This window comes from Anaerostipes faecis, from assembly GCF_910574135.1.
GTDB lineage: Bacteria > Bacillota > Clostridia > Lachnospirales > Lachnospiraceae > Anaerostipes > Anaerostipes hominis.
The window spans coordinates 1-15,983 of record NZ_CAJSYK010000021.1; the positions used below are offsets into that span (position 1 = coordinate 1).

The window sequence follows — 15,983 nt, forward strand, 5'->3', positions numbered from 1 at the left end:
AATACTCAAAACATCAAGCTCACCTTCTGTTGATTGTTCTAAATTTAATATTCTCAAACCAATTCGTGTTAAATTTTCAAGGTACAAACAAAATCAGATATTTATTAATGTGTCTTTTGACACCCTAATCCTATGGTATAAAAAACGTCTTACACATTCCAACAAAGGCCTACTGGAATGAATAAGACGTTACCCGGCGGTAATTAACATTTATGCTATTTTTTATAGAATATCATATTGACTGAGAAAGTCAATATCTAGGTACAGGATTTCGCGTGTTCTGCAAACAGCTCCCTGACCCCGTCATATTCCCCGAGTCCTTTCATTACACATTCTACTTGATATCCCGCCGACACAAACTGAGAGTACCAGGAATCCGGGTCGTCTCCCGCCATATCATGTCTTGCATGATCTCCGGCCACGATCATAAAAGGCGCAAGAATGACTTTCTTCGGATGGAATTCTTTTACCATACGCATCAGGGAATGCATATTCGGGAAGGCTTCTACTGTACCCAGAAAGATATTTTTAAACCCCATATCCTTGAACCGGTAGTCAAGGGCAGCATAGACAGTATTGGCATAGTGAGTAGTGCCGTGTCCCATCAGAACCAGGACATCTTTGTCAGAGATCCACGAAAATTCCGATGCCACCGCATTCACAACCGCTTCATTGTCGGATTCCGATGAGAGAAGAGGTGCCCCGAAGACAATAGAATGAAAAGAGTCCCGGAAGGAAAGAGCGTCTGTTTTCATCTGATCGTTTTCCACGCCGTTGATCACATGGGTGGGCTGGATGATCACATCTGCAATGCCGTCGGATTTCATGCGCTCCATGGCTTCGGGAACAGAGTCAATATGGATTCCGTCTCTCTTTTTTATTTTTTCAAGGATCATCCGGCTGGTCCAGGCACGGTACATTTTGTGATCCGGAAAACGTTCTTTTAATGTATCTTCGATTGCCTCGATCGTTTTTTTTCGTGTATCTTCATAGCTGGTCCCAAAACTGACCGCTAATATTGCTTTTTTTCTAGTATCGTTCATTATTCTCCTCCGCAGACAGGGAATCTTCAGATCCCTTCGATGAAATGTAAAAGCTCCATGAGACTTCTGGGAGCCGGAAATTTCTCATTGATCATCTTTTTCCGGCAAAGACTTTCATATATAGAGAGTACAGCCGGCTGAGACAAATTGGTGAGGTTAAGAGCCGGCCTGTCAGAAAATACTTCCAGGGGTGATCCGGCTTTGAGAACTTTGCCCTGATGAAACAAGATGATCTGATCTGCCCATGAAAAAGCATAGTCCGGATCATGAGTTGAGATCAGAACCGTAATACCGGATTCTGTCATCTGATCGATGATTTTATTTAACATGTCTGTATGCTTCGGGTCAAGGGCCGCGGCAGGTTCATCCAGAATCACAATATCAGGATGCATGACAAGGATATCGGCGACAGCCACCTGTTTTTTCTGTCCTCCGCTTAGGGCATGTGTAGGGCGGTCTTTTAATTCTGTAATATCCAGCGCATCCATGATTTTTTCCGTCTCTCTCAGGGCTGTCTCATTGTCTGCCCCAAGATTTAAAATGCCAAAAGAAATCTCCTGCCGGACACTGGCTGAAAACAGCTGGTTATCGGGGTCCTGAAATACGATGCCGATCCTGCTTCTCAAATTTAACAGGCTTTTCTTATCATAGGAATAAGGGGCTCCGCAAAAAGACAGGGCGCCTTTCTGGGGACGCAAAATACCGTTCAGGCAGAGAAAAAACGTGGACTTTCCGGAACCGTTTGCTCCCATAACCGCAGTTTTGCTCCCTCTCTTAATATCCAGAGAAAGCCCCTGTAAGGCCGGGATATCCTCTCCGTCATAAGTAAACCACAGATTATCAGCTGTTATCATAGACTCTGTTTTCATATGTAAATATTCCTTCCTATCGTGATAGACAGCAGAAGAAGTTCAAACAATATCATGCAAATGATTTCTTTCTTCTTCGGCGGATATTCTTCCAAAAGGACCCGTATGGTTCCATCGTAGCATCTGGATTCCATGGCATCGTATAATCTGCCGGAGCGCTTCACCGCCCGAATGAACAGAGCAGAGGCCATACCTCCGAATGCACGGACTGCCGTCTTAAAATTCCGACAGGAAAGCCTGGACTCCTGGGAAATCCTTACAGCAGAAGCCTCTGACATTAAGACAAAAATAAACCGGTAAATGAGCAGAAACAATTCTATGAGCAGTGCCGGACATCTAAGTTTCTTTAAAATGCCGATCAGATCGGTTACCGGGGTTGACAGGGACAAAAAATATAGGCAGGACACCGCGGAAAGGGATGACAGGATCAGTCTGAGACCAAAGATGACCGATTCGGTGCTTCCTGTTATATAGTAGGGACCTGCCGGCACTGCATAGGCATCCAGAGGAGTTTTGGAAATATTGACGAGGATCGCCAGCGTGCTCAAGAGCAGGAAGACTGCGGGGATACGCATCAGCTTTATATACCGGCGGACGGGGATACCTCCTTTTCTTATTGTCAGCCATCCAAGGCTTAAAAGAACCAGAATGGAAACAGAAAAGGATCTGCTCAGGATACAGAGCAGAAGCGTCGTCACAGAAAAGCAGAACTTTTCCATGACGTTTACTTTTCTGAGCCCGGACCGGTAACCGTATTGATCAATCAGCATCATTTGCCGCCTCTGCCGAAGCAAGGAGACGTTTCCGTTCCCTTAAACGTCCCAGGTTATAGGCAATGATCCCGACACCGATCCCGGTCTGTACACAGAACAGAAGGCTTTCCACTTCGCCCGGAAGCTCTCCGTCAATGAAAGTTTCCAGGACGGGAGTGAACCATGGCTGATATTCCCTTCCCTCTATCTTTGATATCATGACACTGCCCGCATCGTCAGAGCCTCCGAACTCGGCGCCCTTTAGGGCAAACAGAGGGACCACAGCAATAAAGGCGGCCACTAAAAGCAGGATGATGACTTTTTTCTTATCACTTTTCATATGCATGTCCCTCCTTGATGAAGTCAAGAATCTTGAGTTCCGGGCGGGCATAGGACTCAAGCGAGATGATGATTACAACGGTCAGAATTCCTTCTACGATGGCGAGAGGGAGCTGGGTTGGAGCAAAAACTCCGAGAAATTTTGCCGCGGAGGCCAGAAAGCCACCCTGCTCTGATGGATACGCAAGTGCCAGCTGGACGCTGGTGATGCAGTATGTAAAAATGTCTCCAAGCATTGCGGCCAAAAATACGCTGATCCGGCGGTTCAGCCGGCATTTTTGACAGACCTTATACACTGCGAAGGATAAAAATGGCCCTGCAATTGCCATAGAAAAAGTATTGGCGCCAAGGGTCGTCAATCCCCCGTGGGCCAAGAGGACTGCCTGGAAGATCAGCACAATGATGCCCAGAATGCTCACAGCCAAGGGGCCGAACAAAATGGCTCCGAGTCCGGTGCCGGTCATATGAGAACAGCTTCCTGTGACAGAGGGGATTTTTAAAGAAGAGATAACGAAGATAAATGCTCCTGACATAGCCAGTATCGTCATCAGACGCCGGTCTTTGCTGACCGTCTTTTTGATGGAGAAAAATCCTGCGGCTAAAAACGGAAGGCTCAGAGCTCCCCAGGAGATACAGAGCTGTGGAGGAAGATACCCCTCCATGATGTGCATGGCGCTGGCTGTGCGGCCGAAGCCGAAGATGACAGCCGCCGCCAGTACAGCGGTTACAATGATTTTTTGATTGTTTTTCATGTTTGCTCCTTTCGATTCACTTAACTGTGTTTCGGTGTAAAAACTGCAACACCAAAAGCGCCAGATATACTGGTGCATCGAATATAGGCGCAGAAGGGCGCGGCTCCTTCGACGGTATATTCTACACCGGCTGTCTTTCGCAGACCGGTGTAAATCGCATGTTCACGGCAGGTCTTCTGACTCAGGCTTCACTGCCGCATTCCGCCTTCCCAGTTTCCCAGTGACATAATTGAAATGCGGCTCTTCCTATACAGCGGCGGGACCGTGCGGGAATCTCACCCGCTTTCCTATTCTCCTTTATCAAAGGCACCTGTAAACATTCAATTTCTCCCATTTTATCGAGTTGTTAGAACCTTGTCAATATGCTATGATGGAAATAAAAAGGAGAAATTACCGATGAAGACTGGAAAAGTATGGCTGGTGGGCGCAGGGCCCGGGTCCATCGGCCTTTTGACGATAAAAGCAGCGGAAGTGCTGAAGAAGGCGGATGTGATCATTTACGACAACCTGATCGGCACTGAAATATTATCGGCACTTCCAAAACAGGCTGATTACATTTATGTCGGAAAACGTTCCGGACAGCACACGATGCCTCAGGAAGAAATCAATCTGCTGCTTCTTAATGAAGCTCAAAAAGGCCGTTTTGTCGTGCGGCTGAAGGGAGGAGATCCCTTCCTGTTCGGCAGAGGAGGAGAAGAACTGGAACTATTAAAAGAACACTATATTCCATTTGAGATCGTTCCGGGCATCACCTCACCGGTTGCGGTGCCGGAATATAACGGTATCCCTGTGACTCACCGGGACTTCAGTTCTTCCGTGCATATCATAACCGGACACAAAAAAGCAGGAGCAGAATATGATATCGACTTTGAAGCTCTCGTGAGGACAAAAGGTACTCTGGTGTTTTTGATGGGTATTTCATCACTTCCAGATATCGCAAACTCCCTGATCTCTGCGGGAATGAACCCTCAGATGCCGGCGGCAGTGCTTTCCAGGGGAACCACGGCAGGACAGAAAAGAGTTTCTGCGCCGCTTTGTGAACTTCCGGAGGCCGTGTGCAAAAGCCGGATAAAGACTCCTGCGGTCATTGTCGTCGGACAGGTGTGCAGACTTTCAAAAGATTTTGCCTGGTATGAAGACCTTCCTCTGGCGGGATGCCGCATTTTACTGACCCGCCCGAAAGAGCTTATCTCAAAGACGGCTGCCATGTTCAGGGAACAAGGGGCCGAAGTCCTGGAAATGCCTTCTATCAGCATAGAGCCGGCAAGAGACCAGAGGAAACTTTCCATGGCTCTTGAAAAGATCGATTTTTATGACTGGATCGTGTTCACAAGTATCAATGGAGTCAGGATTTTCTTCGAAGAAATGAAAAAGCAGAAAAAAGATATCAGGAGCCTTGGTTCCTGCAGGATTGCCGCCATCGGTGCGGGTACGAAAAAGACATTGGAAGAGAAAGGCCTGTTCTGTGATCTGGTACCCGAACATTATGACGGAGTTTCTCTTTCCAGGGCACTCGCGGACAGACTTTCAGGTACGGAGCATATCCTGATGCCGCGGGCAGCTTCGGGAAATCAGGAAATTGTACGGATTCTTCAGAAAAAGCCCGGGATTCAGACAGATGATATAGGAATCTATGAGACTCGATGTGAGAACTGGCAGCTGGTCCCTGTAAAAGAAATGATCGAATCGGGAGAGATCGATTGGGCAGTCTTTACAAGCGCCTCCACAGTTCGGGGATTTGCGGCCGCCCTGGCGGATACGTGCATCAAAGGGATGAAGGCAGCATGTATCGGAGAGCAGACCGCCCAGGCGGCGAAAGAATTTGAGATGAATGTATATACTGCAGAGCAGGCATCGGTCGAAAGTCTCGTCCGCCTTATTTTAGAACATCAGACAGGAAGTAAATTATGAAGAAAGAGAAAAAAAACTATCAATTTTTCCGGCACAGAGACTGTGAGTATTTCCCCTGCCATGAAACGGATGATATCGATAACTTTAATTGCCTTTTTTGTTACTGTCCGCTCTATATGCTTGGGGAGAACTGCGGCGGCAGCTTTAGATTAAAAAACGGCGTGAAAGACTGCAGTCAGTGCATGATCCCTCATAAAAGAAAAAATTATGGCTATATCACCGGAAAATTTTCTGAGATTGCCGCTGCAATGAGAGCTTCCAGAGATCAGCAGCAGAAATAATCCTTCCTTTTCAGTTCCGCATTCATTGTTCCGATTTCCTCTTATGAAGCCGATATATCTGACATATCCTTCCGCATTAGTTCCATAATAGTGTCCTGCTCTGCAGCGATGGCTGCAAAAGCTGCGCTCCCGATGACTCATAAATTTATTTTCATTTTGATATCCTGTTCCTGTCACGTTTGATAGACGGCTTTCTTATGAATCATATAAATAGAAAATGGATGACAAAATTCGACATAAAAGAAGAAGCATTTTCAAATCCATCTTTTTTGTGTGCAGAGAGATGACAATACATACGTCTACGCATCTAGTGAAACGGGAAACCTTTTGTATATAATGAAATACATGTATGTTAAAACCTTATAGATAAGGCTGTGAAAGGATATGAGAGAGAGAAAATAATACCGATTGGAGCCATGCACATGGAACGCAGATTGTTGGGTAAGAGGATTAACCAGATTCGGAAAGAAAGAGGGCTGACTTCCGAAGCTCTTTCAGAAATTTGTGATGTAAATGCCGGACACATCAGGCAGATAGAATCAGGGATCAGGCTTCCAAGTCTGCCTCTGTTCATCAGAATATGTCAGGCATTAAAAACAGCACCAAATGAAATATTAAAAGATCAATTTGATCCGGAAATAATTGAGAGTGAAAATAAACTTCTCCTGAAAGTAGAAAGTTTGACTCCCAAACAAAAACGTATATTATCAGATTTGCTGGATACTTTTCAGAAAAGTATGAACGGAGATTCTGTCGAATAGAGACGGATTCCTTCATTTTATGTCTGTCGAAAAGAATAGACTTTTTCAGAATTTTGCTTTACTCTATAAGCATGAGCAGTGTTACTTTTAAGATAATAAAAGGAGCAAATATGAAATATATGTCTGAAGTTTTTTTAGAGTTGCTTGGAAATGATTTTAGTACAGAGAATGTGAGGCAGACCGCTGCCGCCGTAGGGAAATTACTGAATGACCGTACAACCGAATTAAGCGGTCAGGAGGCAAGGGACTTATGGGATGTCATGAAAGAATTTTCCTATCTGATCGACGATTGTTCTGTAAAACAGAAGGTCCTTGCCAAAGCAAATGCTACATACAGTTTTTCTGTAAATTTGTCGAATAACTAAAACTTCATCTTTTATCATTGAAATAGCGGCAATCAGGCAGGGGGTATCTGTACTTTCAGATACTTCCTGTTTCTGTTATAATAAAAAGCGGAAAAAATATGGAGGATTTACATCGTGGCAAACAAATTTTACGCAGTCAGACAAGGACGTAACCCGGGGATTTATCGCACATGGAAGGATTGTCAGGCACAGGTTTCCGGATTTCCGTGTGCTCAGTTTAAAAGCTTTCCTGCATTGACCGAGGCCGAGGCATTTCTTAACTCTTCGGCCGGGCGGGATATGGAGATCGACGGCCAGACCCTGACAGCCTATGTAGACGGGAGCTATGACCATCGAAAAAAAGAATTTTCATATGGCATGGTCATCAGAAAAAAAGAGGGAGACTTGTATTTTGCCGAAAAATATGCAGATCCTGCGTTAGCCTCTATGAGAAATGTGGCCGGCGAGATCAAGGGCGCTCAAAAGGCAATGCAGTATGCTGTGGACAGCGGCTATCAAAAGCTGGCCATTTACTATGATTATGAGGGAATCGCAAAATGGTGCACCGGGGAGTGGGCCGCAAAGAAAGAGGGGACGAAGGCCTACCGTTCCTTCTACAATAGTGTGAAGGATCGGCTTCAGGTACGGTTTGTAAAGGTAAAAGGCCATTCCAATGATGAGTACAATGACAGGGCAGATATGCTTGCAAAGTCTGCGCTTGGCATCGGTGACGGAAGCTTTGTCTCAAATGGATCAGACCGGTGGATGCCGCAAAATAATCAAGAGAAAAAGTGAGGTGGAGGATGTTGGCTATACTGTTCGATGTGGATGATACACTCTATGATGTGTCCATACCTTTTTGCAGCGCATGCGAGAAGGTTTTTAAAGAGAGATATTCCATTCCTTCTATGGACCTGTTTCTGGCGGGAAGAATTCATGACATCCCTGTTATTGAAAGAATCCGCAAAGCTTTCAGGAAATTCGGGATTCAGATTACAGAGTCAGAGGTGATGGAATTTCATGAGGTATACCGGATAGAACAGACAAAGATCACGCTGACAGAAGGAATGAAAAACATTCTGGAGTTTTGCAGACAAAAAGGAATTTTCACCGGAGTCATAACAAATGGGTTCTCCCGTGCTCAGTGGAACAAAGTAAAGAATCTTCACCTGGAAGCATGGATACCTGACAGCCGGATCATTGTATCCGGGGACGAGGGAGTCCGCAAGCCGGACCCCGGGATTTTCAAACTCGCGGAGCAGAGATTTGGACTTGACAGGAAGGATACATGGTTTATAGGGGATACATATGCCACAGATATAAGCGGAGCCATAAATGCCGGCTGGAAGAGCATTTGGCTGAACCGGAGACAGGATATTCTGCCGGACGGCAAAGTATCTCCAGACTATACGGTGTCAGACGAAAAAGGTCTGTTTAACATCCTGCACTCAAAATGGTCCGACTGAAATATGCATCTGGAAACAGGGAAACATCTCTGGGTTTTCAGATGCTTTTTTTATGCATTAGGTGTATAATGAAAAAAACATTTTGACTTGAGAAGGGGGTGTGAGGATGGATGCGATTGTAAACAGGCTGGCTGAAATTGAGAGTGCCGCTGCCGCCATCGTAAAACATGCAGAGGAAGAGAAGGATGAACTTGAACAGGAAATGTGGCAGAAACAGAGAAAATTTGACGAAGAGCTAAAGTCTCTGACGGAGCAGAGGCTTACAGAAATATCAAAACAGACAGAAAGTCAAAGCTCCTTCAGTTGAAGAAGGAATATGGGCAGAGCGGGGAACAGTATGCCAGGGAGATCTTAGAACGCATCAGCGGGGTATAGCCTATGGGAAGTATGATAAAATACAGTGCTCTGGTTACCAAGATACGTGCCATGAGAGCTAAGCTCTTAAAGGATGAGGATTTTCAGTTTTTGGCAGAGCTTTTCAGTGTCCCTGAAATCGTGGCCCATCTAAAGGGATATCCGGCCTACAAAGATATCTTATCTCTTTTGGATGAGACAGATCTTCACCGCGGAAATATAGAAAAGGTACTGGTACAGTCTCTGTATGAAGATTATACAAAGCTGTACCGGTTTTCAGGGCTGGAACAGCGCAGATTCCTCAAATTGTATTTAAAAAGATATGAGGTGGAACTGATCAATTACTGTTTCCGGATTATTTTTAATCATTATCAAAAGCCCTTTGACCTGGATTATAAAAAACAGTTCTTTGACCGGTATTCTCAGATTTCCATCGGCCGCCTGACCGGATCGAAAAATATCAAAGAATTGGTGGAAGGGCTTCGGGATACAGAATATTATGGTCCGCTTTCAAATTTACTGGATGCGGGGGCACAGACACTGTTTGATTTTGATCTGGCACTGAATCTCTATTATTTCTCCTCCATATGGAAAGAAAAGAAAAAAATCTTAAAAAAGAAAGAACTGGAGATCTTCACAAAAGAGGCAGGCACACAGATTGATCTTCTGAACCTGCAGTGGATCTACCGCTCCAAGAAGTATTATGATATGCAGCCTGCGGATATCTATGCGCTGCTGATCCCAATACATTTTCATATTCATGTGGAGGAACTGAAAAAACTTACGGAAGTGTCAGGAACTGAGGAATTTAAAACGGAGGTCACGGGAAGTTTTTATGGAAAACGGTACCGGATAGAAAATACAGCTTCCATTGAGCAGATGTACCGCGAGTGTCTCCGCCGCCTGTATTTGACGGAAAGGTGGAGAGATCCGTATTCTATCGCAAGCCTGACCGCATATCTCTTCTATAAGGAAGAGGAGATACAGAGACTGATTACCATTATGGAACGCGTCCGTTACGGCCTGCCTCCTGAACAGACGGCAGGTTATATGAAAGGAGTTATCGGGGTATGATTGTTAAGATGAAGTTTATAACTCTCACGGGCCCAAAGCGCGACATCGACAGAGTCACCAACGATTATCTGTCAAAATACGAGATTCAGCTTGAAAATGCTTTGTCGGAATTAAAGACGGTTGATAACCTGCAGCCGTTCACGGATACGAACCCTTATAAAAAGCCTCTGGAACGGGCCGATAAAGCCGCAGAGCTTCTTAGCGTTCCGAAAAATCAGGATCTTCCCGGCCTGACTTCTGACCAGGCACTTAGGATCGTATCCCAGCCCGAAAACATTTGCCGCAGTATTCAGGCTCAAAAAGAAGCACTGGAGCTTGAGGAAAAGCATCTCACTGAACAAATAAAAATGATTGAACCATTCCGCCCCATGCAGTTTGTCCTGAGAGAAGTGTTCCACTTTCAATTCGTGAAATTCCGCTTCGGACGGGCACCTTTGGAATACTTTGAAAAGATGCTGGAGTTCATCGAACACAATCAGGATGTGATCTTTGTAGAGGGGGTACGAAATAACAGCTACGGGTATGGGGTCTATTTTACGTCCAGGTCCAAATCGGAACAGATTGATGCCATTTTCAAGTCTCTTCACTTTGAAAGGATTTTCATCCCGGACGAGTTCATCGGAACTCCGGAGGAGGCCTATGACGACCTTAACCGAAAACTTTCTATTCTCACAGAAGAAAAGAAGAATCTGGATAATAAGATGACACAGACACTGAACGAAAATGCGGATAAGATTTATGCTGCCAGGGAAACCTTAGCGGCTTTATCGGCAAATTTTGATGTGAGGAAGATGGCTGCATGTGTGGAAGACAAACACGAGGATTTTTATATTTTATGCGGCTGGATGACGGAAGAAGACGTTAAGCACTTCACAGAAGACATTAAAAATGATCAGAAGCTGATCCTGGAGATCGCCAGAGTGATCCGTCTTGGATTTTTGCAGCAGAATGCCTTTCATAAAGAAGATACAATCTTTGAAGCTGTGATATCCATGAAATATGATGTGCCCAATGACAGGCTGAAGATGTTTGATGAATATCGAAAAGCGGTGGATGATTTTTACCGGAAGATAATCGAGAAAAACGGTTAAATTGTCTGCAGTGTAAAAGGATTGTACCTGAAAGGAGTGTTTAACATGCCGATTGAATATTTGGGACTTGACAGGATCAATGGTCCTTTAGTGGTACTGGAGGGCTGCAGAGATGCTTTTTATGAGGAAATAGTAGAGTTTGTCATAGAGGGAAACAGGAAAAAACTTGGTAAGATCATCGAGCTTTATGAGGACAAGGCGATCATCCAGGTGTTTGACACGACAGATAATATGGGGCTTTCCAATACTCATACAAGGCTTACGGGACATCCCATGGAAATTTCTCTCTCCCCCGACATCCTTGGAAGGACATTAAACGGCCTTGGAAAACCTATCGATGGACTGGGGCCCATTGCGTCGAACGTAAAACGCAATGTCAACGGACTGCCTCTGAATCCGGTCCGCAGGGAGTATCCAAGGAATTTTATATGCACAGGGATTTCGGCAATCGACGGCCTGATGACACTGATCCGGGGACAGCATGGATAACTTCGGCATCGTGTTTGCCGCCATGGGTGTCAAACACGACGACGCGGATTTTTTCCGCAGGACGTTTGAGGAGAGCGGTGCCTTAAGCCATGTTTTGGTCATTCTGACCGACATGACGGCCTTTGCGGAGGCCATGAGGGAAGTTTCCTCCTCCAAAGGAGAGATTCCAAGCAGAAAAGGATTTCCCGGTTATTTATACAGTGAACTGGCAATGATCTATGAGAGGGCGGGCATCGTGGAAGGCATCGACGGATCAGTGACTCAAATACCGATCCTTACGATGCCCAATGATGACATCACGCATCCCATCCCGGACTTCACCGGATATATTACGGAAGGACAGATTGTGCTGGACCGCAGTCTGCACGGTCAGGCTGTCTATCCGCCGATCAGTGTGCTCCCGTCCCTGTCCCGCCTTATGAAAGACGGAATCGGAGAGGGCTATACAAGGGAAGATCATCAGGATCTGGCAAACCAGCTGTTCTCCGCATATGCAAAAGTGGGGGACGCCAGAAATCTGGCCTCTGTCATCGGGGAAGACGAGCTGTCTCCGATCGACAAAAAGTATTTAGAGTTTGGAAAAGAGTTTGAGGAACGGTATATCGAACAGGGAAGTGAGGAAAACCGCACGATGACAGAGACCCTCGATCTCGGCTGGGAACTTCTCACTATTCTTCCGAGAGAGGAACTGGACCGTGTTAATACGAAACTTCTGGACCGTTATTATCGAAAGACCGGGGATAAGGATACTTATTCCAAAAAACCGGAGGACAGCAGGCCTCCGGCGGCAACAGATTCTTTGATGTTTTAGCCCAAGCTGAAAGAAAGGAGGGGGACGTATGGATCCAAGGACTTTTCCGACTAAGGGTAATCTGATGCTCGCTAAAAACTCTCTCGCCCTGGCTATACAGGGATATGATCTGATGGACAAGAAACGAAACATTCTGATCAGAGAACTTATGAACCTGATTGACCAGGCGAAGGATATTCAGAAACAGATCGATGTGACCTTTACTTACGCCTATCAATGTCTTCAGGCCGCAAATATCGAACACGGCATCAGCGAGACAGACCAGCTGGCCTATACGGTGCCCATCGAGGATTCTATTCAAATAAAAAGCCGCAGTATCATGGGAACAGAGATCCCTCTGGTGACTTATACACCGGATCAAAACATTCCGACCTATTCCTTCAGCACCACAGGGGAATCCATAGACAAAGCAAGAGAGGCTTTCCGGAAGGTCAAAGATCTGACCATCCGGCTTTCCATGGCCGAAAACTCTGCCTATCGGCTGGCGGCCAGCATCAAAAAGACGCAGAAGCGTACAAATGCCTTAAAAAATATTACGATTCCTTCTTATAGGAGTCTTGTGACCGAGATATCCAATGCCCTGGAAGAGAAGGAGAGAGAGGAATTCACCAGGCTTAAAGTGATCAAACGGAGAAAAAATAAAGCTTAACGGACAGGAGAGTATTATGTGCGGAAGATATTTTACAGACCCTTTAGTGGCAGAAGAACTCTATGATACATTCAGGATTCCCGGGACAGAAGATGTTGTCCCGGCGGCAGAGGACGTTCATCCCGCGGACACTGCGGATGTTCTGGTACGCACACCGGCAGGAATCGGACTTGAAAGGATGAGATGGGGATTTCCCGGTTTAAAAAAAAATCAGCTGATCTTCAATGCGAGGGCGGAGGGCGCACTCGAAAAAAGGATGTTCCGGGACAGCGTCCGTACCAAAAGAATCCTCGTGCCTTCCCGCGGCTTTTATGAGTGGGACAGCAAAAAGACGAAATATACTTTTCAACGTACAGACAAAAAACCGCTCCTGATGGCAGGATGCTGGAATCAGTTTGGCGCCTGTCAGCGTTTCGTGATCCTTACCACAGAAGCAAATGAATCTGTGAAGAGTGTCCACCACAGAATGCCTCTCATCCTGGACCCGGAAGATGCATGGATATGGCTTATGGATGACGGACAGACCGAATTCATATTACAGAAAATACCCGGCCCACTGGAAAAAAAGTCTGACTATGAACAGATGACTTTTTCTTTTTTATTCCATAAGGAGGAACCTTTATGACCATTGACCGATTAGTAAAACTTCAGAGAAATTTTTATTATACAGGTGCTTCACAATCATATACTTTTCGGATGGAAGCTCTGTGCCGTTTAGAACAGGCAGTCAAAAGCCATGAAAAACAGCTGATACATGCTTTGAAAAAAGATTTGAATAAATCCGGCTTTGAATCATATATGACAGAAGTCGGATTGTTTTACAGTGAAATAAACTATGCAAAAAAACATTTAAAAGATTGGATGAAACCGCAGAGAAAGCCCACGCCGGTTAGCCAGTTTCACGCAAAAAGCTTTGAAATCTCCGAGCCTCTGGGTGTGGTTTTGATCATGGCTCCGTGGAACTATCCTTTTTTGCTGACGTCTGCCCCTCTGATCGGAGCCGTGGCTGCCGGAAACTGCTGTATCTTAAAGCCGTCCAGGGACGCATCCAACACATCCGCTCTGATCCGGCACATCGTAGAAGAGACTTTTCCCGCAGGCTATATCGCTGTTGTGGAAGGCGGAAGAGAGGAGAACCAACAGCTTCTCAGCCAGAAGTTTGATCATATTTTCTTTACCGGCAGCAAGACAGTAGGAAAAATTGTCATGGAACATGCGGCCCGCCGTCTGACACCCGTAACCCTGGAGCTTGGCGGAAAGAGTCCCTGTATCGTTGACAAGACGGCAGATCTTTCTCTGGCTGCCAAGAGGATTGTGTTCGGAAAATTGTTAAACAGCGGCCAGACTTGTGTGGCACCGGACTACATCCTCGTACATGCATCTGTAAAAGAGGCTTTGATAAAAGAACTGATCTACTGGACCTGCCGTATGCTCGGAAAGGAGCCTCTCTTAAACGGTGAATACCCAAAGATTATCAATGAAAAGCAATATCACAGGATTATGAAGCTGATCGAAGGAGAGACTGCCGCCTTCGGGGGGTACGGCTGTGAAGAAACACTGAAAATAGCACCGTCCATCCTTCCAGAGGTATCGTGGGATTCCCCCGTCATGCAGGAAGAGATCTTTGGTCCTGTGCTGCCTGTGATTTCCTACCGCAGATTTTCAGATGCGGTACGGCATATCAGACAGATGGAGAAGCCTCTGGCTCTCTATCTGTTTACAAGAAATAAGAAAATGGAACAATGGACTCTTAACAATCTGGCTTTCGGAGGCGGATGTATCAATGACACCGTCATACATCTCGCCACATCACACCTGGGATTCGGAGGAGTCGGTGAGAGCGGCATGGGGTCCTATCACGGCGAATATGGTTTTCGGACATTCAGTCACAGAAAGAGTATTGTAAAGAAATCAACATGGATGGATCTTCCCATCCGGTACCACCCATACCACGAGAGAAAAAACAGGCTGCTTCATCTGTTTTTGAGATAGAAAGGACACACAGTGATGAAAGATATCTACGGACGCACAATTGATTACATGAGGATTTCCGTCACTGACCGTTGTAATTTAAGGTGCCGGTATTGTATGCCGGAAGATATTCAATCTGTGGAACATGCAGATATTTTAAGCTACGAAGAACTGTTAAGCATATGTGAGAGCGCCGCAGATCTGGGCATCTGTAAGTTTAAGATCACGGGAGGAGAGCCTCTGGTGAGGAAAGGATGTGTTGGCTTTATAGAAAGGCTGAAACAGCTTCCCGGAGTCAGGCAGGTCACCCTGACCAGCAACGGCCTCCTCCTAAAACCATATCTTGAACGGCTGAAAGAGGCAGGGATCGACGGCATTAACGTCAGCCTGGACACACTGGACGAGAAAAAGTATAAAGCTGTTACCGGGAAAACAGGAGTACAGACGGTTTTGTCGGCCGTCAGAAAATCCGCCTGCATGGGACTGAACACCAAAATAAATTGTGTGATTATGAAGGGTATCAACGACGGGGAAATCTTTGATCTGCTGGATATAGGCAGAAAAGATGCCGTTGATATCCGTTTCATCGAGATAATGCCCATCGGCTTTGGAAAACAATTCACCGGAATGGATTCGGATGAGATCATGTCTCTGCTCCGTGAAAAATATCCCGGCATCAAAAAAGAAGAACAGGTCAGGGGAAACGGACCTGCCAGATATTTAAAAATCCCTGGTTTTTGCGGAGTCGTGGGGTTCATCGATGCGGTCCACTGTAAATTCTGCGGAAAGTGCAACAGAATCCGGCTCACCTCAGAAGGTTTCTTAAAGCCTTGTCTGTATTACAGCCGCGGCATACCTCTGAGAGAAAAATTAAGATCCGGAATATCAAGAGAAGAGCTTTCACAACTCATATGCCAGACTGTCCTGGATAAGCCTGAAGGACACCGGTTTTCTGAGAGAGACCCGAACGGTGAAGCAGACAGCCGGAAAATGTCACAGATCGGAGGATAAAAAAGACGCTTTTAA

General features: G+C 45.7%; 18 protein-coding genes, 1 pseudogene and 1 riboswitch. Of the genes and pseudogenes, 14 read left to right on the plus strand and 5 right to left on the minus strand.

From position 1 onward, the window contains the following. Positions 1–257: 257 nt before the first annotated feature. From QGT46_RS12800 to QGT46_RS12820, 5 genes are read right to left on the minus strand one after another with little or no spacing between them, the layout of a single operon-like run. Entirely contained in the window at positions 258–1,043 is a 786-nt protein-coding gene (locus QGT46_RS12800; RefSeq protein WP_148460026.1) for a sirohydrochlorin cobaltochelatase, read from the minus strand. A 26-nt stretch (positions 1,044–1,069) separates the two neighbouring features. Next, positions 1,070–1,912 carry an energy-coupling factor ABC transporter ATP-binding protein gene (locus QGT46_RS12805; protein WP_024727612.1) on the minus strand — a complete coding sequence of 281 codons (843 nt, stop codon included), beginning with the start codon at positions 1,910–1,912 and terminating at the stop codon, positions 1,070–1,072. Beyond that, complete coding sequence (cbiQ, locus tag QGT46_RS12810) at positions 1,909–2,682, minus strand: cobalt ECF transporter T component CbiQ (protein WP_148460031.1); 774 nt, start codon at positions 2,680–2,682, stop codon at positions 1,909–1,911. Before cbiQ ends, QGT46_RS12805 begins: the two co-directional genes overlap by 4 nt. Further along, on the minus strand, positions 2,672–3,004 hold the full coding sequence (locus tag QGT46_RS12815; protein WP_148460025.1) for an energy-coupling factor ABC transporter substrate-binding protein: 333 nt from the start codon (positions 3,002–3,004) through the stop codon (positions 2,672–2,674). The genes cbiQ and QGT46_RS12815 overlap by 11 nt, the downstream gene beginning before the upstream one ends. Then, positions 2,994–3,755, minus strand: a complete 762-nt coding sequence (locus QGT46_RS12820) for an energy-coupling factor ABC transporter permease (protein ID WP_024727609.1) — start codon at positions 3,753–3,755, stop codon at positions 2,994–2,996. Before QGT46_RS12820 ends, QGT46_RS12815 begins: the two co-directional genes overlap by 11 nt. 148 nt (positions 3,756–3,903) lie before the next feature. Further along, positions 3,904–4,084, minus strand: a riboswitch (cobalamin riboswitch). 67 nt (positions 4,085–4,151) lie between these two features. Here QGT46_RS12820 and cobA point away from each other — a divergent pair. The 14 genes and pseudogenes from cobA to moaA all read left to right on the plus strand — a co-directional run bounded on the left by cobA (position 4,152) and on the right by moaA (position 15,968). Beyond that, complete coding sequence (gene cobA, locus QGT46_RS12825; protein WP_024727608.1) at positions 4,152–5,666, plus strand: uroporphyrinogen-III C-methyltransferase; 1,515 nt, start codon at positions 4,152–4,154, stop codon at positions 5,664–5,666. Beyond that, positions 5,663–5,947 carry a cysteine-rich small domain-containing protein gene (locus QGT46_RS12830; RefSeq protein WP_148460024.1) on the plus strand — a complete coding sequence of 95 codons (285 nt, stop codon included), beginning with the start codon at positions 5,663–5,665 and terminating at the stop codon, positions 5,945–5,947. Before cobA ends, QGT46_RS12830 begins: the two co-directional genes overlap by 4 nt. A 422-nt stretch (positions 5,948–6,369) precedes the next feature. Next, positions 6,370–6,708 (plus strand): helix-turn-helix domain-containing protein, encoded by a 339-nt coding sequence (locus QGT46_RS12835; protein ID WP_024727606.1) that lies wholly within the window; start codon positions 6,370–6,372, stop codon positions 6,706–6,708. Positions 6,709–6,818: 110 nt separating this feature from the next. Beyond that, positions 6,819–7,073 (plus strand): hypothetical protein, encoded by a 255-nt coding sequence (locus tag QGT46_RS12840; protein WP_009289659.1) that lies wholly within the window; start codon positions 6,819–6,821, stop codon positions 7,071–7,073. A 114-nt stretch (positions 7,074–7,187) separates the two neighbouring features. After that, positions 7,188–7,847 carry a viroplasmin family protein gene (locus QGT46_RS12845; protein WP_148460023.1) on the plus strand — a complete coding sequence of 220 codons (660 nt, stop codon included), beginning with the start codon at positions 7,188–7,190 and terminating at the stop codon, positions 7,845–7,847. 8 nt (positions 7,848–7,855) lie between these two features. Next, a complete protein-coding gene (locus QGT46_RS12850) occupies positions 7,856–8,518 on the plus strand; it encodes an HAD family hydrolase (protein WP_148460022.1) in 663 nt (220 codons plus the stop codon). 106 nt (positions 8,519–8,624) lie between these two features. Next, positions 8,625–8,825: a hypothetical protein gene (locus QGT46_RS12855; RefSeq protein WP_301591126.1), complete on the plus strand. Its 201-nt coding sequence runs from the start codon at positions 8,625–8,627 to the stop codon at positions 8,823–8,825. Between the two features lie 71 nt (positions 8,826–8,896). Further along, positions 8,897–9,946, plus strand: a complete 1,050-nt coding sequence (locus tag QGT46_RS12860; RefSeq protein ID WP_148460021.1) for a V0D/AC39 family V-type ATPase subunit — start codon at positions 8,897–8,899, stop codon at positions 9,944–9,946. Further along, positions 9,943–11,037, plus strand: coding sequence for a hypothetical protein (locus tag QGT46_RS12865; RefSeq protein ID WP_148460020.1), 1,095 nt, complete (start codon positions 9,943–9,945; stop codon positions 11,035–11,037). The genes QGT46_RS12860 and QGT46_RS12865 overlap by 4 nt, the downstream gene beginning before the upstream one ends. 45 nt (positions 11,038–11,082) lie before the next feature. Further along, a pseudogene (locus QGT46_RS12870) lies at positions 11,083–12,337 on the plus strand (V-type ATP synthase subunit B). Between the two features lie 28 nt (positions 12,338–12,365). Beyond that, positions 12,366–12,986 carry a V-type ATP synthase subunit D gene (locus tag QGT46_RS12875; RefSeq protein ID WP_148460019.1) on the plus strand — a complete coding sequence of 207 codons (621 nt, stop codon included), beginning with the start codon at positions 12,366–12,368 and terminating at the stop codon, positions 12,984–12,986. A 16-nt stretch (positions 12,987–13,002) separates the two neighbouring features. Continuing rightward, entirely contained in the window at positions 13,003–13,611 is a 609-nt protein-coding gene (locus QGT46_RS12880) for an SOS response-associated peptidase (protein ID WP_148460018.1), read from the plus strand. Continuing rightward, the gene (locus QGT46_RS12885; protein ID WP_148460017.1) at positions 13,608–14,978 is read left to right on the plus strand and encodes an aldehyde dehydrogenase; all 1,371 of its coding nucleotides are present in this window, start codon (positions 13,608–13,610) and stop codon (positions 14,976–14,978) included. Before QGT46_RS12880 ends, QGT46_RS12885 begins: the two co-directional genes overlap by 4 nt. A gap of 15 nt (positions 14,979–14,993) precedes the next feature. Further along, positions 14,994–15,968 (plus strand): GTP 3',8-cyclase MoaA, encoded by a 975-nt coding sequence (gene moaA / locus QGT46_RS12890; protein ID WP_148460016.1) that lies wholly within the window; start codon positions 14,994–14,996, stop codon positions 15,966–15,968. The last annotated feature ends 15 nt before the right edge of the window (positions 15,969–15,983 follow it).